Annotated in this window: 19 protein-coding genes; 2 read left to right on the top strand and 17 right to left on the bottom strand. The window is 34.0% G+C overall.

Features of this window, described 5'->3' with window-relative positions; genetic code table 11:
• The first annotated feature begins 185 nt into the window (after nt 1-185).
• A complete protein-coding gene (locus AC3ZVC_RS08670; RefSeq protein ID WP_490067937.1) occupies nt 186-452 on the top strand; it encodes a hypothetical protein in 267 nt (88 codons plus the stop codon).
• Entirely contained in the window at nt 427-3,579 is a 3,153-nt protein-coding gene (locus tag AC3ZVC_RS08665) for a chitobiase/beta-hexosaminidase C-terminal domain-containing protein (protein ID WP_490067936.1), read from the top strand. The genes AC3ZVC_RS08670 and AC3ZVC_RS08665 overlap by 26 nt, the downstream gene beginning before the upstream one ends.
• An 88-nt stretch (nt 3,580-3,667) precedes the next feature.
• Here AC3ZVC_RS08665 and AC3ZVC_RS08660 read toward each other — a convergent pair whose 3' ends face one another.
• The 17 genes from AC3ZVC_RS08660 to galE form a co-directional block, all read right to left on the bottom strand.
• Nucleotides 3,668-5,209: a lipopolysaccharide biosynthesis protein gene (locus AC3ZVC_RS08660; protein WP_490067935.1), complete on the bottom strand. Its 1,542-nt coding sequence runs from the start codon at nt 5,207-5,209 to the stop codon at nt 3,668-3,670.
• 54 nt (nt 5,210-5,263) lie between these two features.
• Nucleotides 5,264-6,145: a glycosyltransferase family 2 protein gene (locus AC3ZVC_RS08655; RefSeq protein WP_490067934.1), complete on the bottom strand. Its 882-nt coding sequence runs from the start codon at nt 6,143-6,145 to the stop codon at nt 5,264-5,266.
• A gap of 42 nt (nt 6,146-6,187) precedes the next feature.
• Entirely contained in the window at nt 6,188-7,396 is a 1,209-nt protein-coding gene (locus AC3ZVC_RS08650; RefSeq protein WP_490067932.1) for a glycoside hydrolase family 88 protein, read from the bottom strand.
• 147 nt (nt 7,397-7,543) lie between these two features.
• The gene (locus tag AC3ZVC_RS08645) at nt 7,544-7,987 is read right to left on the bottom strand and encodes an acyltransferase (RefSeq protein WP_490067931.1); all 444 of its coding nucleotides are present in this window, start codon (nt 7,985-7,987) and stop codon (nt 7,544-7,546) included.
• 80 nt (nt 7,988-8,067) lie between these two features.
• Nucleotides 8,068-9,282, bottom strand: coding sequence for a glycosyltransferase (locus tag AC3ZVC_RS08640; protein ID WP_490067930.1), 1,215 nt, complete (start codon nt 9,280-9,282; stop codon nt 8,068-8,070).
• A gap of 11 nt (nt 9,283-9,293) precedes the next feature.
• Nucleotides 9,294-10,484, bottom strand: a complete 1,191-nt coding sequence (locus tag AC3ZVC_RS08635) for a glycosyltransferase (protein ID WP_490067929.1) — start codon at nt 10,482-10,484, stop codon at nt 9,294-9,296.
• Between the two features lie 15 nt (nt 10,485-10,499).
• A complete protein-coding gene (locus AC3ZVC_RS08630) occupies nt 10,500-11,660 on the bottom strand; it encodes a polysaccharide pyruvyl transferase family protein (RefSeq protein ID WP_490067928.1) in 1,161 nt (386 codons plus the stop codon).
• A 17-nt stretch (nt 11,661-11,677) separates the two neighbouring features.
• Nucleotides 11,678-12,715, bottom strand: coding sequence for a glycosyltransferase (locus AC3ZVC_RS08625; protein ID WP_490067927.1), 1,038 nt, complete (start codon nt 12,713-12,715; stop codon nt 11,678-11,680).
• 18 nt (nt 12,716-12,733) lie between these two features.
• Complete coding sequence (locus tag AC3ZVC_RS08620) at nt 12,734-13,960, bottom strand: glycosyltransferase (RefSeq protein ID WP_490067925.1); 1,227 nt, start codon at nt 13,958-13,960, stop codon at nt 12,734-12,736.
• A 50-nt stretch (nt 13,961-14,010) separates the two neighbouring features.
• The gene (locus AC3ZVC_RS08615; protein WP_490067924.1) at nt 14,011-14,652 is read right to left on the bottom strand and encodes an acyltransferase; all 642 of its coding nucleotides are present in this window, start codon (nt 14,650-14,652) and stop codon (nt 14,011-14,013) included.
• A 12-nt stretch (nt 14,653-14,664) separates the two neighbouring features.
• On the bottom strand, nt 14,665-15,399 hold the full coding sequence (locus AC3ZVC_RS08610; protein ID WP_490067923.1) for a glycosyltransferase family 32 protein: 735 nt from the start codon (nt 15,397-15,399) through the stop codon (nt 14,665-14,667).
• Between the two features lie 25 nt (nt 15,400-15,424).
• Nucleotides 15,425-15,772: a helix-turn-helix domain-containing protein gene (locus AC3ZVC_RS08605; RefSeq protein ID WP_490067922.1), complete on the bottom strand. Its 348-nt coding sequence runs from the start codon at nt 15,770-15,772 to the stop codon at nt 15,425-15,427.
• Between the two features lie 37 nt (nt 15,773-15,809).
• Complete coding sequence (locus AC3ZVC_RS08600) at nt 15,810-16,973, bottom strand: DegT/DnrJ/EryC1/StrS family aminotransferase (protein ID WP_490067921.1); 1,164 nt, start codon at nt 16,971-16,973, stop codon at nt 15,810-15,812.
• Nucleotides 16,974-17,063: 90 nt separating this feature from the next.
• Nucleotides 17,064-17,882 (bottom strand): formyltransferase family protein, encoded by an 819-nt coding sequence (locus AC3ZVC_RS08595; RefSeq protein WP_490067920.1) that lies wholly within the window; start codon nt 17,880-17,882, stop codon nt 17,064-17,066.
• Nucleotides 17,883-17,918: 36 nt separating this feature from the next.
• Nucleotides 17,919-18,542 carry a sugar transferase gene (locus tag AC3ZVC_RS08590; protein ID WP_490067919.1) on the bottom strand — a complete coding sequence of 208 codons (624 nt, stop codon included), beginning with the start codon at nt 18,540-18,542 and terminating at the stop codon, nt 17,919-17,921.
• A 3-nt stretch (nt 18,543-18,545) separates the two neighbouring features.
• Nucleotides 18,546-18,713, bottom strand: coding sequence for a YwzD family small protein (locus AC3ZVC_RS08585; protein ID WP_490067918.1), 168 nt, complete (start codon nt 18,711-18,713; stop codon nt 18,546-18,548).
• 9 nt (nt 18,714-18,722) lie between these two features.
• Nucleotides 18,723-19,814 carry a UDP-glucose 4-epimerase GalE gene (gene galE, locus AC3ZVC_RS08580; protein WP_490067917.1) on the bottom strand — a complete coding sequence of 364 codons (1,092 nt, stop codon included), beginning with the start codon at nt 19,812-19,814 and terminating at the stop codon, nt 18,723-18,725.
• Nucleotides 19,815-19,836 lie beyond the last annotated feature (22 nt).

The raw sequence follows: 19,836 nt of genomic DNA, 5'->3' as shown, positions 1-19,836 counted from the left end.
AAAGGATTCTTAAACCTTCTCTTGAAATATGTGTAATTTCTCATAAGTAAAATAGAAAATGAATAAATTGCCGTATAACAAATAGAGAAAACAATCATAAACTATTAAAGATAAATATCGAACACATAATAGATTGAGCCATCGAACTACAAAATACCTCAAGAAAAAATGGAGGCGAAACTGAAATGATTTTAGTAATCAAGGATTACTTTGAAGGGAGTTCTAATGTAACGAAGACCTATCAAGAAGACATGATAGGGTTAAATATTACAAACAATCATAATACAACGAGCTTAACTTTTACGATACACGGCATAACAATTTCCGTTAAAGCCATGGAGACCTTTAAGGGGAATTTCGCCCCATTCAGATCCATTGCTATTAACACAGCAGTTCCTTACCGCGCTACCGTTTCAGCACTTTTTGATGGAACGACTGCTCCCCCCGCCTGACACCACGGCACCAAATGAAGTAACAAACTTATCTGCAACCAGCGTTACCTCAACCAGTCTAACTCTATCCTGGACAGCCTCTAATTCAGATGATGTGGCGAGTTATAATGTCTATAAAGATGGATCATTCCTGGCATCTATTACGGGTACAAGCTTTGAAGTTAGTGGGTTAACTCCATTGACAGCTTATACATTCAGTGTCCGTGCTGAAGATGTTTCTGGAAATGAATCAAGCGGTACAAATGTGACAATTACTACAGAAGCATCTGATACAGCGCCACCTGAATTATCCATTACCGCCGGGGGAACTTTTACTGATACGCAAACAGTGACCATGTCCACAAATGAACCAGCAACGATCTACTATACTTTGGATGGAACTGAGCCAACCACATCAAGTCTTGTCTATTCAGCACCGCTAACTCTAACAGAAACAACCACCATAAAAGCATTTGCAAAGGATACAGCAGGGAATGAAAGCGACATTCAAACCGTGACCTATACGAAGCCAAGTATGGTAACTGATGGGCTAATCCTGCATTATGATTTTACTAATAAAGCTGGAACATCCTCTAATACGATTACCGATAAAGTAAACAATGTTGCAGCTACTATAGTTGGTGTTGCTCATGATGGGGTTACTGATGGTTATGTGGATAATAAAGGAATATTGCTACAAATACAGGATTATGTACAGATCCCTAGTAACACAAGCCCATTAAATAGTTTAATTGATTTAAATAATGGGTTAACCATTCAAATGATCAGTTATGAAACCAATGGTTCGCATTGGAAAACTGAAGATGGGAAATTTACATCTGCTAAATCAGGATCGTTCGCTAGATACAGGAAAGCGGATAGCACCGAAGGAGGTATAGGCATAGATTCATTTTGGTTTGTTGATAGTACAGGAAACAAGAAAAGTTATCAAGAATGGGTAAATCCTAGCGGATCTAGCGCCGTTAATGTATTTACACTAAGAATAAATGCAGATAAAACCGGAAGTATATTTATTAATGATGCAATAAATGACAATGGACGCAGGCCAGTCCCAAATGATTTTGTATCATATATTAATTCAATGGCCACATCTCCCCTGCAATTAAGAAAGGATTTTGTTGGGCATAACACCGGTCCTGAAACACTGGTTGCTTTTATCCTTTATAATCGCGAACTTACAAACGATGAGGTAAGAAACAATTATAATTTCTTTAGTAATAAAGACACTTTTGAAGGAATAACAGTAAATCCTTCTTCGGTAGAAATAAAGGCAGGTGAGAATCAACGGCTATTCGTACAAGCTCTTCCCAATCGTTATACTGAACTACTAAATATTTCATATCAAAGCGGCAATGAGGGATATGTTACTGTTGATGAAGATGGAATATTAACCGGGGTAGCTGATGGAGAAACGAATGTTTCAGTTACTGCTATTTATAGGGACCAAACATTTACTGAATATATAAATGTGAAAGTAGGAGGGGTTGTAATCACTCCTCCTGCTTCATCCCGGGTTATTGACGGGATGTCGATAAACAGGAAAACCGATACACTTAAGGTTGGAGAAAATTTCGTTGTAATGGCTACTGCTTTGTCCAGTGAACTTCCGTATGACATATTTAACGATAATATTGTTATTTGGGAAAGCTCTAATACTAATGTAGCTAAAGTACAGTATGGTGTTGTAGAAGGCGTTTCACCTGGAACTGCAACGCTGACTGCGTATGATGCAACTAAGACATATATGAAAAGCTTCGATATTGAAGTAATTGATGCTATTGAAAATCCATTACCTGAAAACGAAATTTATTATGTCATTCCAAATAATTATAATATTAAATTAGATAATACCGATTCTGCTAATACTACAAATGGCATTCAAACTGCTTTAAACTATGCTTCTAGTAATGGCTATAAAAAAGTTATCTTTCCATATGGCACTTATTTAATTAGCCCCGCTGTAAGAACAATATACCCTCCATCAGATATAATTATTGATTTTAGTGATTCCACTCTCAACATTGAACACAGTGCATTAACCTCTTCTGGGTACAAAATGTTCTATTTTACAAATGTAAAAAACACCAAATTAATGAGGGCCCATGTATACGGTGAGCGGGATTCAACCACTATCGAGGATTCTGTAGAAGGTTGTTTAAGTGTTTTGATAGACGACTGTATAAATACAGGCTTGGAATCTTGCACATTTAGCAAATCGCCGGGCTTCAATGTGATCACCGGTACCCTTAGAAACAGAAATATGGGAAATCCTACTCAGAGCGTTTCCGTCAGCAGATTTAACTTCGAGCCAGGGAATATTGATGAGAATGGGCAGCTCGATCACAGCAAAACAACAAACTACTATAGATATAATCAATATATGGATGTATCAGGTTTGGGAGAATATTATTTGTTAGGATACACTCAAGGCTATCATGGATATCCGCATCTAAGATCTAGATTATATTCCATTCATTTTTATGATTTGAACTATAACCATATCGAGGCACAAATGTTTAACCTTCAATACTATAATTATAAAAAGCCTTCTAATGCTAAATACGCAAAAATTGTTATTTACCAGGAAGCCCCTCCATCATCCGGCGATTCGGATTTTAACGGAGCAGTTGCTTTTATTAGGACGATGGGAATGCCAAGAAACTGTTATATCAAAAACTGCACTTTCGAAAACAACTTTAGTACGGGCCTAGCACTTTGTGGTGGACAAGGCTGGCTGATAGAAGGCAATACCTTGTCCAATAACAAAGGAAGAATGCCTGGGTGTGATATTGACTGGGAAGATGGATGGGAGCATATGGTGGGAGATGTTCTAAAAAATAACAATTTCAACTCTCAGATTGGAGTTATTTTAAGTGCTGGAAGCAGTTTGGCTGCTTTCAATAATACCTTTAATCAATCGACAATGACGGTATGGGGACGAACGCAAAATTACAGAGTATATAATAATGTTTTTAATGGAAGAGGTTCTTTCATGAATGATTTTAAAACACAGGGTGATTCTGTATTTGCTAGAAATATATTAACGGATAATGCCACTTATACAACAGGTATTCACCATAGTGGGGCTGATTATAAAGTTCATGATATCTTTAATACGGTTGTATAATTAAATTAGAAAATATCAAAAAACCCGGATAAAGAAAAGATTTTCTTATTCGGGTTTTTTGTTGTGAGGTATACAGAATCTACCCTTATTAAGAAGAACTATAAACCTTTGTTTTTCTCCCAAGTCTCAATGTAATATTACTTAAGACTTTCCATAAATATTGAAACTCTGATGTCCTATAAAAAAGGATAAAATATATTAAATTAGGAACAAGAAAACAGATCAACCCTTTTAATAACAAATTTTGTACACTATCTACTTGAAGAAACCCACTAATTAGATTCGTCAAAATATATGTTCCAATTCCAATTATCAGATATGACCCGTATACCATGAAATAATTTCTTACTGGCATCTTAAATGCCATCTTAAAAACCAAATATGGTGTAGTCCAAAAGGGGACAGCCAGCGCGCTTACCAGAGTGCCAAAAAAGACACCTATAATCCCCATCTTTTGCACTAATATTATTGAAACAATTAAATTTATGGCAGCCTGACAAAGTGGAGCAAATCGATCTTCATTAAATATTCCAGAGGTTGTTTTTATTGTAGTTATAGAATTCCTCATACCTCTTTCATAAAAAATAATCATTAATACTAAAAGCAAGCCTTCTTCCATAATAAACTCAGAGCCAATCCAGAGAGCAATAAAATCCTCCAGCATAATGGCTAAGAAAATAGTAAAAAAAGAATACAGCCAGAAATTAAGAAATCTATAAGTTTTATATATACTGTATACTTTATCAACATTCTCTTTGGCTACCAGATTGCCAACACTATGATAAATATTATTAAAAACTTGATTGATAAAAGTTCTGCAAATTTCTATTAGCATATTATAATTCGAATAAAGGCCAACAGCTGCTACACTCACAAAAGAGGAAATAATAATGTTATCAGTTCCAAAAACCAAGTAATTTCCTACATTTTGAAGTACGATAGCTTTAACATTTTTTGTAATACCCTTTTTAGTTTCATTATCTAATTTGCCTTTTACTTTATTTTTCAAATATGGGTACATCCTATTTACTATAACCGCTAGTATAATTGAATTTGTAATCGTAATAACACTGTCAATAACTAAATATAAAATATAATTTTCGGTATAATGGAGAATTGCGATCTTAATTAATACTGACAAAATGGATGAAACTGAATAAATGGCTGTAACAATATAGCTCTTTTGACAAACATTCAAAAACGAACTTTTATGCACATAAAAATAGGGCGCAACAGTATTAAGTAAGAAAATTAAATATATTATATGAATATTTTCTACCTTTGAATCCTTTATAATAAAATCAAGAAATGGCATAATGGCAAGACCTAAGGATAAAATCACCAAAGCTATCACCATGTAGGCGTTTCTATAAAATTTCATCAGGACATTAATCGTGTAATGATCATTCTCTGCTACTGGTTTATAAAGGCTATACATGATACTCGCGCCTAAACCAGCCTCAGCAAGAGTCAGCATAGCTAGGATGTTTGTAAATAAACCGTTTATCCCAAGATATTCTATACCCAGTGTATAAATAAATACCGTTCTTGAAATAAAGCTTAATAATGTAATGATGATTTGGTTTGCTAATCCTGCTCCAATATTGATTAATGAACTTTTAACTCTCATTTTCATTCTCCATATAATACAAAAAGCCCATATTTAACGTTATGAGCTCCTTGATTATTTATTATTCATTAAAAGATTTTTACACTTAAATAAGAATATTACGGTTAGCAGTGTTATAGGTTTGATGTCCAAGTACTTAGCAGCTTGAGATAGCCCGGTATTTCTCTTAACAAAATTATAATATAGATTATAATTTGATAATCGGCCCTTTAGACTATAGTTATTAAACCTAATTTGCTGCTTAATATACACAGCTGTACCCTTTGGGTTCTTTGAAAATATCTCTTCTATATTTTTCGTTAATCCATCTTCCAGATAGTCACAGATATAAATAGTTTTATTAACCCACCTAATCTTATATCCATCTTTGGCCATTCGATCCCATACGGTTGCCTCTGTAATAAATTTTTCTTTCTCAATTTCATCAAACTTATACTTACGTAAAATTTTTGTATAAAATACTTCTGCTTTATCTCCTGTGATATTATATTGGGTCCGTTCAAGTGATGTGGCATCCATGTATTCTCCAACAAAGGTGTTTCCAATAATATCTGAATGATTTCTACCTCTATTACCTGATACTCCACAGAATGATTCTTTGTTTTGCAAATTCTGCTCCCAATTACAAATTGACTCAAGAGCATTATTCACTAGAAAATCATCAGAATCAACAATAAAAAAGAGCTCCCCATTCGCTAAATCGGTCGCTTTGTTTATGGCCCTATGTTTGCCTCCATTTTCAACCTTATAGTATCTAATCGAAAAAGGATTGTTTTCTGATCTCCATGCTTTAAACAACTCCTCCGTATTATCCGTTGACCCATCATCAATTACTAGCCATTCAAAATCCTGATAAGTTTGTTGTTGTAATGATCTATACAACTTCTCAATAATATAGCCACGATTAAATGTTGGGGTAAAGACTGTTATTTTCATAGACTGACTTCCTTTTTCAAGATTGTTTAATAGTGAAACCTATTATCCAGCATTTTGCTTATATGAATGATTTGTTTCGTTCAAATAAAAATTTATTGATCTAATGCAAAATCCTTGAGTAAAAGGTAAAATGTTAAATATCGTTGAATAAACTCCAATATCTTTTGTGTCTCCTTGTGAAAAGTCAACGGCACCATTTCTTCGTGTAACCTTCATTAAATAATGAAGAGCTTTTTCTGAACTCAAAATACATTTACCTGCAATTGCATCAATTTTTGCTGCATTCAATAAGAACCAGCATAGAGTAGCTGTCGCAGAAGAATCTGTATTACTTTCACCTCTTGAAACTATCCATTTCCAGCTTCCATCATTATGTTGGAAGTTTAAAATCCCTTCAGCAAACCTAATAATGCTTTTTTCAAGTTTCGATTTATATTTGTGGTTAACCGGCAGCTCACTCCAAGTATCTATTAAGCCAATGGCAAACCATCCAAGTCCTCTTCCCCATCCATAGAGTCCTAGTGGCATATTGTTTTCAGTATCATAAGCATGCACAGGAATATGATATTCTTTATGCATCCCATTCTTTTCAAAAGAGAAAATTTGTTTTACAGCAAGTTCAATGCTCTCTTCGTTTCCATATTTAATCCCGTAAGATATTAGGAAAGGGCAAATGAAACCGATAGTATCGACATATCTATAATTTTTCATTGAGGGCCGATACATTATCGTACCATCTTCTCCCAAATTTTGTTTAATCATTTCAAATGTATAATCTAGTGCATTCTTATATTTATTGGTATTTAAAAAGTTCAATTTCATAACGGCATATGCTAAAATTGCCTCATCTACATTACTTGGCTTATTAATCCATTGACCACTATCATCGAACTTAGAAACCAGGTATTTATTAATTCTGCTTTTCACTTCTAAATCATCATTATGTTTCAAATACTCTGATAATCCTAGCAAGAGTGATGCCTCTTGCCAATGCTGTATAGCACTTTTGCTATAATTCCCTTTTAGCATGTCTAATATTACTAATCGTGTATTATCAGTAACTTTTATTTTTGGGGTATTTATTACCCACTTTAACCCTCTTTCTGCTAATCTTTTATTCCAATCTTCATAAGCTTCAAATCTTCCAATTCTGATTCTACCAACCCAATCCTTTATTTGAGGGATTGCATCAAAAGTAATTATAAGTATAAATATAAAGGATAGAATTATGCTTAAAATTTGCATTAACATTTTTAAAAATCCTTCCCATTAAATGATTTTCAATCACTTTACATACCCAATTTCATTATCCAGTTCTAATGTCATTTTTTTTCGCATTTCAGATATAATATTTCCACCAATAGTCCATTGTTCATCAAATACCGCTGCATTTAAAATTTATGAATTATGTTTATTAATATATTCCTCAGTTTCAATAATCACCCTTGCAGGATTACCGCCTACTACATAACCTTCTGGAACAGATTTAGTAACTACACTTCCGGCAGCCACAATTGCATTCTTTCCTACTGTAACACCTGGCATTATTATTGCCCTAGCTCCAATAAACGCATTATCTTCTATCCTTATTTTTGCAATTTTTGTATAGTCTAAGTACCGTTTTGTGCTTGCATCGTGTGCTAATAAGTATACTTGAGGAGCAAATGTAACGTTATCACCGATTTCTATTAACCAACAATGTGCATAATCTATTGTGCCTGCCAATCCATGGCAGTCTTTTCCTACTTTCATTCCTTTTTCAATACAAGCTCTTACCGTTAATTCTTCCCTAGTAGTTTTGCCAAGACGTATTAATAAGGATCTAAAAATCCTTGAAAACATTTTTGTACCCCCAATAGTGAATGATAAAGAATTAATTTTAACCTTTAAAAAAACACTCGATTTACGTCGGGTGTATGCCTTCAACTTATGATTTTATTTAATCCATGTTCTATTAACTCGTATAATTTCTCAATTTCATTCTCAGTACCAAGTTGGTCTTTTTCTAAATTGGTTATGAACTTCTTTCTTAAATCATCCTCTTTTATTAACCTTTCTATATTATTTGCTACTGAGACTGGATCCATATTTGAAATTAATCCGTTATAATTATCTTTTATATGGCTTTTAGCTGTATTGAAATTGGTTATAACAATCGGTTTTCCTAATATTTTCGCCTCATTAATAGAAATGGATTTTCCTTCATATCTTGATGACTGGATAAAAATATCTGCAATTTTAATGTAAGGATAAGGATTCTCTTTCATCCCTAGGAATACAACTCTCTCTTCCAGCTTTCGTGTTTTAATGCTCTTCTCTAACTCTGATTTAACATTTCCCTCCCCAATCAAATACCATTTAATGTCATATCCCTTTTTAACAAGAATATCGATAGCATCTAGGGTAATATCCAAGCCTTTTTCTTTAGCTAATCTGCCTATGGAAATGATTGATGTACTGCTATCATTTACAGTTTTCAAATTCACTTTTTCTAATGACATTTTATTAATAGCTCTTGAAGAGACAATATTATAAATATAATTTATTTTATTTTTCGACTCAGGGAATTGTTCTTTAAGGCTATGTACCAAATCTTCAGAAACTGTGACAATATAGTCTAACTCTGCGAAATAGGATTTATCTTTTTCAGGATCAATCCCTAATTTTTTATAGTCAGTGTGTATCCATCCTATCTTCACTTTGGCTTTTACATGATCTACACAAAAATAGATAGGGTTTTTTTCTTGAAATCCAATTGCTATATCATAGTCTTTATCAATCTTATTAATTGATTTGGAAAGGTATCTCCAAAACTTTTGTTCCATAACAGCTCCATTTTTTTCGGTTTTCGCTAAAAACCCCAAGATAGAACGGTTGAATGCCGTATTAATTTTTCTCTTTTTAATCAGCTCTTCTGTGGCAGTTTTAAAGGCCATATTAAAATACTTATAATTTTCTGGTTCTGGAAGCAGCGTCACTTCCTTTGGAATCTTGTTCAGGAATAAGCCTTTATGGCTAAACAAATATAAATCAACATTATATTTTGAGTAATCCATCGCTTCTAATAAGGATAAAAGTGACTTTTCAGCACCCCCGCACACTAAATGATTCATCACAAAGAGAATATTCCTTTTCAATTTATCACCCCCTAGATAATTTTATATAGTTTATTAATTTCATCCTCTGTTCCTAACTTTTCTTTTTTTAAATTTCGAATAAAGGTATTCCTTAATGCAGGATTCATTATTAATTTCTCAATACCTCTAACAAGTCCATCAGAATCCATATCAATAATTAAACCATTGACATTGTTTTCAATCTGATCCTTCGCCGTACTAAAATCCGTAACAACTATCGGTTTATTTAATATTTTTGCTTCATCAATTGCAATTGACTTTCCTTCAAATCTGGAAGATTGAACATAAATATCAGCATGCTTTAAATAAGGATATGGATTCGATTTCAGCCCCAGTAATTTAAAGTGTTCACCTACCTTGTTCTCTTCTATGAGCTTACTAAGCTTCTCCCTTTCGTCTCCTTCTCCAATGACATACCATTTTACTTTATGTCCCTTTTCCAGCAGGCCTTTGCATGCTTTAATTGCTAAATCCAGCCCTTTTTGATCATGCAGCCGTCCAATAGTAAGAATAGTAGTATCGCCACTATTTTTGAAGTAACCATCCTCCAGCTTTTGATTAGCCATTTTATTAATGATGGTTGGTGAAACGATGTTATATATAACATCAACTTTTTCACTTTGAGATGGAAATCTTTTCATAAATATATTTGCACATTCTTCCGATACTGTAACTATTCTTGATAGTTTCTTAAAATATGGAAAGTCAAATTCTGGATCCATTCCTAACTTATCATAATCAATATGTACCCAGCCTATTTTTTGGCGTGCATCAACTTTATCAATGCATAGATAGGTGGATGTTTTTTCTAAAAACCCGATAGCTGCATCATACTTTTTTTCGAATTTATCTATTGATCTTGAAAGTTGCCTCCAGGTATTCTGCTCCCTTTTAGAAACATCTAATATATATTTGTTCTTTATTGTAAAAATAATGCGATGATATATTAGTGATAATTTCCTGCTTTGTAGGAGTTTCCAAGTTGAATTAAACAATGGTAAAGAAAAAAGCTTATAGGTCTCTGGGAGAGATAATACATTTACTTGTTTTGGCAAAAACTCCATGAATATCCCTTCTTGGTTTAACATAAACAAATCTACATTGTATAAATCGTAATTTATCTGTGATAATAAATTGACTAAACTCTTTTCACCACCGCCAGCGGACAAACTGGGTATAACAAATAATAAGTTTTTCTTCATAATAAATACCTCATGTCATTCAACAAGCTCTCTTAAATATTCAACTGCTTTATATGACATTTTCTTAATATTAGGAATGGACCGCTGGAGCTGATGTTTAATTTGTATTTCTTCACTAATCATTTCATTAAATGCTTTAATTAATTTATTGGAATCAGATATCTCTTCAATGCCTAGAACTAATTTTTCTTCCCCAAATAAATCTTTTGAGATCCCCTTTGATTTTACACTGTAGCCTAATACCATTGTGGGGACACAATTTGAGTAAGCAGCAATTGTTGCATGTGTTCTGGCACCGATAAAAAATCTCATTCTGGCTATATAACCCTTGTATTGAACGGCATTTAAATGATCATGTAATATGATGACCCTGCCTGTTTCCTTATACTCTTCATAATATCTTGAGAGTATTTCATAATCATTATTGCCATCTGCAATAACATGTGGTGTAAGAGCAATTGTCATATCAGTAGTTTTTAAAATGTGATTTATAAGGTCTTTTACAGCCTCCTGAGACTTTTTGTTTCGCTCCCAAACCAGCGGGCTAAAGTTTAATCCTACAGTATTGCCTTCCTGCCAGCCCTCAGGCAGTTCTAGTTCTTCTTTTTCCATGGTAAATGCCGGATCAGCGCATAACTTAACATTAGTAAGACCTTTGTTAATTAACATATTGTAGGTAATGGTTTCACGAGCCAAGATTAAATCAAATAACTTTAAGTCATCTAAGGTTTTCTCTGACACATCTTCTTCGCCAATTGAGCAGCCCCATAAAACTAATTTCTTTCCTTGCTCTTTAACCTTTTTATCAATTTCATATAATGCTGGCTGTTCTCCGTAACAATAATTGTCTCCACCTACTGATAAAAATACGTCCATGTCTTTTATATGTTTAATCGTATTACTTTCAATTTTTCTTAGTGCGTAGGATTCATCTCTAAATAGCTTTACTCTAAGAGAAGAGAGTACCCAATCGTAGGAATACCTTTTTATCATGCTGGGAGACCCATCATATATCCCATCTAATGATTTTATACATTTATCTGTATCCGGTTTACCTGATGTTAAATAAACACTAACACCCTTTAATCTTTCTTTAATTATATTTGCAGATGATCTAACGATTGCTTCACATCCCCTATTAAGACTTCCGCCATGTGCAAACATCATTATTTTCATAAAAGGTCCTCCATAGTTTACTTGTTTCTAAATCTACTATAGGTAACAGCGCAATAAATGCCCATGAAAGATTTCCATTTAATCATACTTAAAATGAATTTTTCATATCTTCCTAATGGTTCATATAACTCTCTATAGTAGAAAATTAATGCTTCCCCTACATCTTTATTGCTTATCATATTTTTCACATATTTGTATCTTTTATTAAAACTCATATCTTTTACAGGTTTTAGATACACATGTATGTATGACATCACATTATTCACAAGCTTTATTGACTTGAGCTGCCGGATTCTTACATTATCAATTTTTAGAGTATAGATTTCCGGCAAGGGACAATGGTACACTTCTAAGGACCTTTTGAAGTAGTCCTTCCCCGATATATTCCTGGTAGCACTTCCAGCAACCTCTCTGTAATGGTATCCTGCATACTCTATATAAATAGTTGATGCTGCAATACTAAAGAATCTCATGTTAAACAAACCATCTTCACCAAGTGCAACCTTTTCCGGAAACTCTAACCCTTTCTTTTTAATTATTTCAGCCTTATATATCTTATTCACTACACTATTAAGATTATCTGCCTTAATAAAATAAGGTATTAATTCCTGATCTATAAAATCTTTATTTAGAACCTGATTTTTTGGGAATAGATAATTGGTTATAAATTTCTTTCCTTCCATTTCACTTTTAAAATTGCAAATTACTGCGTCACAATTATTGTCTTTCGCAGAGTTATAAAGAGTTTTAAACATCTCTTTCTCTACGTAGTCATCTGCATCAACAAATCCAATGTATTCCCCCGATGCTATATCTAACCCTTTATTTCTAGCCGCGCTGACACCCTGGTTCGATTGATTGGTTAATAGGATTCGAGAATCCCTTTCAGCATATTCCTCAATAATTTTTCTGCTATTATCATCAGATCCATCATTTATAAATATAAATTCACATGAGTTCAAGGTTTGAATTAGGAGTGATTCAATACAATATGAAAGATATTTCTCAGCATTGTAGACTGGGATAATTACGCTTAACTTTATATCCATTCTCATAACCTCCATCCTCCTAACCTAAATGACAATTTTGAGCGCTTCATCATCTCCAAACAATGAATATAGCTTCTCCAACTCACTTTCATTACTAAAATCTAGCCCTCTTAAAGAATTCGATAAGTTCATTCTCAATTCATGGTTATGGTAAAGTTTTTCTATAGCCTCTGCCATACCTTGAGCATTCAACCCGCAGATTAATCCCTCAGTCCTATCAATGATTTGACTATTAGCCGTTGGATAATTTGTTATAATAATTGGCTTTGCTAATATTTTTGCTTCAGTTACAGTAACTGCTTTCCCTTCGTACCTTGAAGGCTGGACATATAAATCACTTGCTTTTATATAAGGATAAGGATTTGTTTTTTTTCCAAGTAATTTAAAGCTATCTTCTAAATTGTTCTCCTTAATCAATTCTGTAAGCTCTTTTTCAAAGCCCCCATAACCGACTATGAACCAATTTATATCCTTATACCCTTTGTCATGCAATTTTCTTAAAGCTTCAACCGCCATATCAAATCCCTTGACATATGATAATCTTCCAACAGAGACAATGTTGAAAGCATCCTTATCAAAAATGTTTTTTTCCTTAGTTTCTTCTGCCATATATTTTATAAATTCTGGAGATGTTATGTTTTCTATTTCTATAATTTTTGATTCCAAAGAGGGATATACTGACAGGAACGATCTAGTGCAATCCTCGGAAACAGACGCAATATTATCGAACTTTCCCCATACTCTAAGGTCCTGTTTATGGTCGATTTCAAGCTTGCTATAATCTGTATGAATCCATGCAATTTTTTTATCTGCATTTACTATTTCCGCTAAAATATCATGTGGCCAGGCAAAGCTTATTGCGACATCATAATTTTTTTTCAATTTCGGCAAAAATCTTGATGCATATTTAATCGCAAGCTGCATTTGAATATAGCCAGAACCCTCTTCTAACTTCATGAAGCCTGCTTTAATGTTAGCTAAGGGTTTGCAGATTAATCTAATCAGCGAGGTAAGATAATACCCCTCTTTAAGACATTGGGCAATTGGCTTGCGAAAGACTGAATATTCCCCTACCTCTGAAATCATATGAACGGAATTAGGGATTAATTTTAAAAACTCACCGGAATGATGATAAATTAGAAGATCTACCTGATACTTATCAAAGTTAAAGCTTTCTAACATATTTATTAGGCTTCTTTCTATTCCGCCTATTTCCAAATCATACGCAGAAATTAAAATGTTTTTTTTCATTTCAATTCTCTCCATGCTACATATTTCTAATTCTTCACTTCTCAGCTTAGTTAACTGGACAATTCTATTCTTTCTTCCTTTAGTTCATTCTTACTGTAAGGAATTAATAGATTGTCTCTTTTATTTACAAAGAGTGTGTTGTCAGGAATATAGCCTTTAACCACACTCCCTGCTGCAATTACTGCATTGTTGCCTATGATCGTGTCTTTTAATATCACTACGTTAGAGCCAATCCAAACATTTTCCCCTATGATTACTTCTCCGACTGAAAGGTGATGATTACTCGGATCCTTATAATTATGATCATGATCATTGATACATACATTTGGTGCGATCTTTGTATGCCTTCCAATTGTGACCTTATTTACACAATTAATATTGCAATTATCATTTATAAAAACTTTTTCCCCTATATCAAGAAAACCATTAAAATCAATACGAAAGCTTACATTCTTCCGAATAAAAACAAATTTCCCAATATGGACTATTGAATTTTTATTAAATATTTCAATTTTGCTATTTGCTTGCAGAAAAAAAACTGAAGATTTTATATTCTTCAGATACATAATCCTATTCAATAATCCTCGTATTACACCCACAAGATGTACGAAATTCATCATGAATGCAATATATATTCCTCTGTCACGTATTTCTGCATTTATAGAGACAACTACTTTTCTCAAAGCATCCATAAGATTTCTCCTTTATTGCATTCCTCTTAAACTTCTTAGCTTGGCAATTCTTTCTCCACCAATTACTTGTGCGATAGCTTTTTTCGCTAGACTCCTCAATCTAGCCTTTGGAGGCAGCCAGCTTTTATAAAAGTGATGCAAAGTATAAGTGTTTTTAGTTATAAATTTTCTGCAATTAATATAGTCATAGGGGGAAAAGTATGATTGTGGATAAAAAGCTCCAATCCCTTTAAGCTCCTGATATTCTCCCGTTAATTCCAGTCCTTTACTTTTAAGTATGTCAGTAATTATAGCTACATTGGTTAATTGATCTATCTCTCCATTTTCTTTGAGAAAACTCTTTTTTTCATAAGTGCTTTTAAATTCACCAATTAGGACATTGCTTTGACAAGATCCAATCGTACTTGTAGCAATATAATTCTCTTGTTCGAATCCCCAAAATGATTCATGATGCAATAAATCATCAAAGGACTTGAATACTTCTACATCCGTGTCAAGATATATCCCTCCATAGTTATACAACGCATGAACTCTTACATAATCACTAACAAAAGCAAACTTTTTTGCCTTGTATGCCTCGCTAACATATGAATTGCAACGGATATTAAAGTTAGTTTCATTCCACTCAATAATCTTGTAATCTGGCAAGTTTTTTTTCCAGGAGTCCATACACTTCTGGACGATTTTGGGCTTTTCTTTGGAGCCAAACCAGCAGTAATGTATGACTTTAGGAATTTTAGTATTCATCTTTGTATCTCCAATCCTTGGATGGCTATTTCATCTTTTTTTCATTCTGCCATTTTATAAATTCAAGTAATGTTTTGTATTCTTTCAGCTCATCTTTATCAATCCCAGAATCTTTTAAATCCGTTACAAATTCCATCCATTCCTTATCAAGTTGCTGATTTTCTGATTCAAATTGTTTCTCAGTGTTAAGTAAAGCATTAAGATCAACACCTAAAACTAGTGCCAGTTTTTCCATAACATTTACTGAAGGATTTTTATTTAAGTTCCTTTCAATACTGCTCAAATAGGACTTTGCAATCCCCGCCCAATCTGCGAGCTCTGTTAAGGTAAGACCCCGCCTTCTTCGTATTTCATATATATTTTTACCTATCATTCTAGATACCTCTTTATCCTTGGAGATGGGTGTTGGTCTATACCTTTATTCTCATGGTATTTCTTATACATTCAGTTACTCTTGCAATTTCTTCTTCAGATAAATTTGATCCTGAAGGGAGGCATATGCCTGACAAAAATAATTTATCTGACACACTTTGATCCTTTTTATGGGAGTAATATTTCACCCCTTTAAATAACGGCTGCAGATGTAAAGGCTTCCAAACTGGTCTCGCTTCAATATTTTCATCTTCCAGAGATTCAAGAAGTGTTTTTGTCGAGACACCAGCTGCTTGCTCATCTATTGTTAATGTAGTAAGCCAGCGATTTGAGAAGGTGTTCTCTAGTTCAGGCATGAATCGAATGCCTGGAAGAAGATGCAACTCTCGATGATATTGAGAGAATATTAATCTTCGTGCAATTACCCTTTCATCTAAAACCTCCAGCTGCCCCCTTCCTATTCCTGCCAGAATATTACTCAGCCTATAATTGTAGCCCATTTCGCTATGCTGGTAATGAGGGGCTGGGTCTCTTGACTGAGTAGCTAGGAAGCGCGCTCTTTTTAACGATTCTGCATCATCTGAAATAAGCATTCCCCCCCCTGATGTAGTGATAATCTTATTCCCGTTGAATGAAAATACCCCATACTTTCCAAAGGTTCCACTAGGCTTTCCTTTATAGCTTGAACCAAGGGATTCAGCCGCATCTTCAATAATTGGAACATCATAACTATTGCAGATTGAAAGAATCTCATCCATCTTGGCACTCTGTCCGTATAAATTGACCACAATCACTGCTTTGGGGAGCTTTCCTTCTCTGGCAGCCTCAACAAATGCTCTTTCAAGCGCTTCCGGAGACATGTTCCACGTTTCCGGTTCTGAGTCGATAAAGACGGGTTTTGCTCCTTGATAAAGAATCGGATTGGCACTTGCTACAAAAGTAAGTGAAGAACAAAAGACAGTATCACCTTTTTGTACGCCCAATAAAGAAAGAGCCAAATGAATTGCAGCTGTTCCTGAACTTACAGCTACTCCTTCATTGGCTCCTGTATATTGAGCTATTTCTTTTTCAAAAGCATCCACATTAGGTCCGAGCGGAGCGATCCAATTAGTTTTAATCGCTTGCTGTATATACTTAATCTCATTGCCAGATAAATGCGGTGGTGAAAGGTAAATACGACTTTTTTTTGATGTATGGTTCATTTATCCACCTTCAATCATTAGAATTAACTTGCTATATTAAATATGCAATCAATGATAAATAAGTAATTTTTAATATTCCAAAGATTATTTTTAAGAATGTAATACCTTTGAAATGCTTGAAAGTATTTTACTATCTGTAAGTGTAAAAAATTGTTCTCCCACTTTAATCTTAGCCCCTTCATAGGGCGGATACCAAAAAGCCCTGATTTTTCTTTTGACTATTTCTTCTGGATCATCTTCATTAATAAATTTCATTTCTTCAAATTTTTCCCTATTAATATAGATACCTTCTGATTTTTGGTTTTTAGTCAGACAATCTTTAAGTTTATTTTCTTCAACAAGAGTCAATGTCTCTTTAAACAGCTCAAACATTTCTATTTGACTTTTGTTTTCCAATGAAAAAGCAGTTTCATTTTCTTTATTTATTTTAAATCTCCTTATTCTAATAATTTCCCCTTCATCTATTTCTTCATTCATTAAATGAGCGGACACACCATAAGTTGAACACCCATCCATTATAGCTATATTATAACCACCCAACCCTTTATAATCAGGAAGTGGCGCAGGATGAAAATTAATAGCACCTAATTTAGGAGCTGATAAGAGCGGTTGCTTTACTTTTTGCCAAAAGAGATAAGAAATAACTAGGTCTATTTTTTTTACGGGTATAGGACTATTGAGCGGATTTCTAAACCAAGAATATAGTTCATCTATTGTTGGTGTTAAAATGTTATGTTTTTTAGCAAGATCAATTAAAGAACCTTTTTTTGAATCTAATTCCTCTATTGCTGGTTTACCAACTACCGCTAAAACATTATGCCCTTTATCCAATAGGTGCATTAAAGCCTTCGCACTCCAATATTTTCTTCCTAATAAAATTATGTTTAATGACTTCTCTACACTTCCCACATTATTTCCTCCCAAAAAATAATGTTATTAAATATTCTAGTAGATATTACTATATCTGCTTTTTATGTTATTCTTTGATCCTTTAAAGTTTTCCACAGTCGCGTTCCCTGGTTGATTAATTCCTTCAGAATTGATCACTTTTTTAATGGTTAATATCAATATCTTTAGATCAAGGAGTAGGTTTCGGTTGTTTACATACCACACATCAAGCTTAAACTTTTCCTCCCAGCTTAATGCGTTGCGTCCGTTCACTTGAGCCCAGCCGGTTATACCTGGCCTGACAAGGTGGCGCTTCGCTTGTTCTGGTGTGTATAATGGCAGATATTCCATTAATAGTGGACGGGGACCGACCAAACTAAGATCTCCTTTGATTACGTTTATAAGCTGAGGCAGCTCATCCAGGCTATACCTTCTTAAAAATTCCCCAAATGAGGTCAGCCTGATGTGATCCGGGAGCAAATAGCCCTTGTCATTTCTTTCCTCTGTCATACTTCGGAATTTATATAAATAAAAAGGTTTACCGTTTAACCCCGGTCTTTCTTGTTTGAACAGGATGGGGCTGCCTAATTTTATTTTTATTAATAATCCACATATTAAAATTACTGGAAAAACAATAATAAGCAACAGAGTCGATGCAAAAAGATCTAACAGCCTTTTCAATACCTACAACTCCCAAGTTTTTTCTGGTGTTCCAATAAAGCTGCGAATCTTATTTTGTATTTCATCCAAAACTTCTTCCGTTTTGATGTACTCTGATTGATTTACCTTTTTATAAATATCTTCCAGTAATTCCTTTAGTTGCTCCTGCGAAAATTTTCTGGATAAGCTCATTACTATTCCTCACTTTACTAAGCTTTCTATAGTAAAATCCTCGCTTTTATTAATTAAGCGAGGATTTTCTTCCAATTCCATATTATTTTTTGTTTCATATCCATTAGGATTGCAGAATTGCCATCTCCAGGAATCCGTACACATCTCTTCAATTCCCTTTTCTGCCCTCCATCCTAGTTCATGATGAGCTTTAGCAGGGTCTGCATAACAAATGGCGACATCTCCAGGTCGTGGGTCTGTAATTTTATAAGATATATTAACACCAGAAGCCTTTTCAAAAGCTTCAACCATCTCCAACACACTATAGCCATTTCCAGTTCCAAGATTATAGGCTTCAATTCCAGTTTCAGCTGCCGCTTTTTCAAGTGCTTTCAAATGGCCCATTGCAAGGTCAACCACATGAATATAATCTCTTATCCCAGTTCCATCTTTTGTCGGATAGCCGCTTCCATAGACACTCAATTCCTTTAGTTTCCCAACTGCTACCTGAGTAATATAAGGCATTAAATTATTGGGGATTCCATTAGGATCTTCTCCAATCAATCCACTCTGATGGGCGCCAATTGGATTAAAATATCTTAAAAGTGCAATACTCCAACTGTTATCTGATTCATATAAATCCCTTAGCATTTCTTCTATCATTAATTTCGTCCGACCATATGGATTGGTCGCATACAATGGTGAATCTTCAACAATCGGGACCTTTTCTGGCGTCCCATAAACCGTTGCAGATGAACTGAATACCAGATTCTTTACCCCATACTTTTGCATCACCTTACACAATGTTACTGTGCTTGTGATGTTATTGTAAAAATACTTAAGCGGTAAATGAACCGATTCACCTACCGCTTTTAAACCAGCAAAATGGATAACTGCTTCGATATTATTATTAATGAATACTGTTTCAATCTTTTCCTCATCAATCAAATCAAGATTATAAATTTTAATGGTCTTCCCTGTAATATCCTGAACTCTCTTCAGGGCTTCCGGCTTACTATTGATAAAGTTATCAACAACTGCAACATCATAACCTGCTTCTAATAATTCTACACAAGTGTGACTGCCGATATAGCCGGCTCCACCAGTAATAAGTATAGTCACAATTTTTCTCCCTCCATCTCAT

This window comes from Cytobacillus sp. C11.1, assembly GCF_058145115.1.
This window is presented reverse-complemented; position numbering and strand designations above follow the sequence as displayed.

Coding starts and splice junctions, on each gene's coding strand:
- AC3ZVC_RS08645 (WP_490067931.1), bottom strand. CDS start 7,987: ATGTTTTCAAGGATTTTTAGATCCTTATTAATACGTCTTGGCAAAACT.
- AC3ZVC_RS08615 (WP_490067924.1), bottom strand. CDS start 14,652: ATGGATGCTTTGAGAAAAGTAGTTGTCTCTATAAATGCAGAAATACGT.
- AC3ZVC_RS08665 (WP_490067936.1), top strand. CDS start 427: ATGGAACGACTGCTCCCCCCGCCTGACACCACGGCACCAAATGAAGTA.
- AC3ZVC_RS08660 (WP_490067935.1), bottom strand. CDS start 5,209: ATGAGAGTTAAAAGTTCATTAATCAATATTGGAGCAGGATTAGCAAAC.
- AC3ZVC_RS08670 (WP_490067937.1), top strand. CDS start 186: ATGATTTTAGTAATCAAGGATTACTTTGAAGGGAGTTCTAATGTAACG.
- AC3ZVC_RS08605 (WP_490067922.1), bottom strand. CDS start 15,772: ATGATAGGTAAAAATATATATGAAATACGAAGAAGGCGGGGTCTTACC.
- AC3ZVC_RS08650 (WP_490067932.1), bottom strand. CDS start 7,396: ATGTTAATGCAAATTTTAAGCATAATTCTATCCTTTATATTTATACTT.
- AC3ZVC_RS08600 (WP_490067921.1), bottom strand. CDS start 16,973: ATGAACCATACATCAAAAAAAAGTCGTATTTACCTTTCACCACCGCAT.
- AC3ZVC_RS08630 (WP_490067928.1), bottom strand. CDS start 11,660: ATGAAAATAATGATGTTTGCACATGGCGGAAGTCTTAATAGGGGATGT.
- AC3ZVC_RS08655 (WP_490067934.1), bottom strand. CDS start 6,145: ATGAAAATAACAGTCTTTACCCCAACATTTAATCGTGGCTATATTATT.
- AC3ZVC_RS08610 (WP_490067923.1), bottom strand. CDS start 15,399: ATGAATACTAAAATTCCTAAAGTCATACATTACTGCTGGTTTGGCTCC.
- AC3ZVC_RS08625 (WP_490067927.1), bottom strand. CDS start 12,715: ATGAGAATGGATATAAAGTTAAGCGTAATTATCCCAGTCTACAATGCT.
- AC3ZVC_RS08635 (WP_490067929.1), bottom strand. CDS start 10,484: ATGAAGAAAAACTTATTATTTGTTATACCCAGTTTGTCCGCTGGCGGT.
- AC3ZVC_RS08620 (WP_490067925.1), bottom strand. CDS start 13,960: ATGAAAAAAAACATTTTAATTTCTGCGTATGATTTGGAAATAGGCGGA.
- AC3ZVC_RS08585 (WP_490067918.1), bottom strand. CDS start 18,713: ATGAGCTTATCCAGAAAATTTTCGCAGGAGCAACTAAAGGAATTACTG.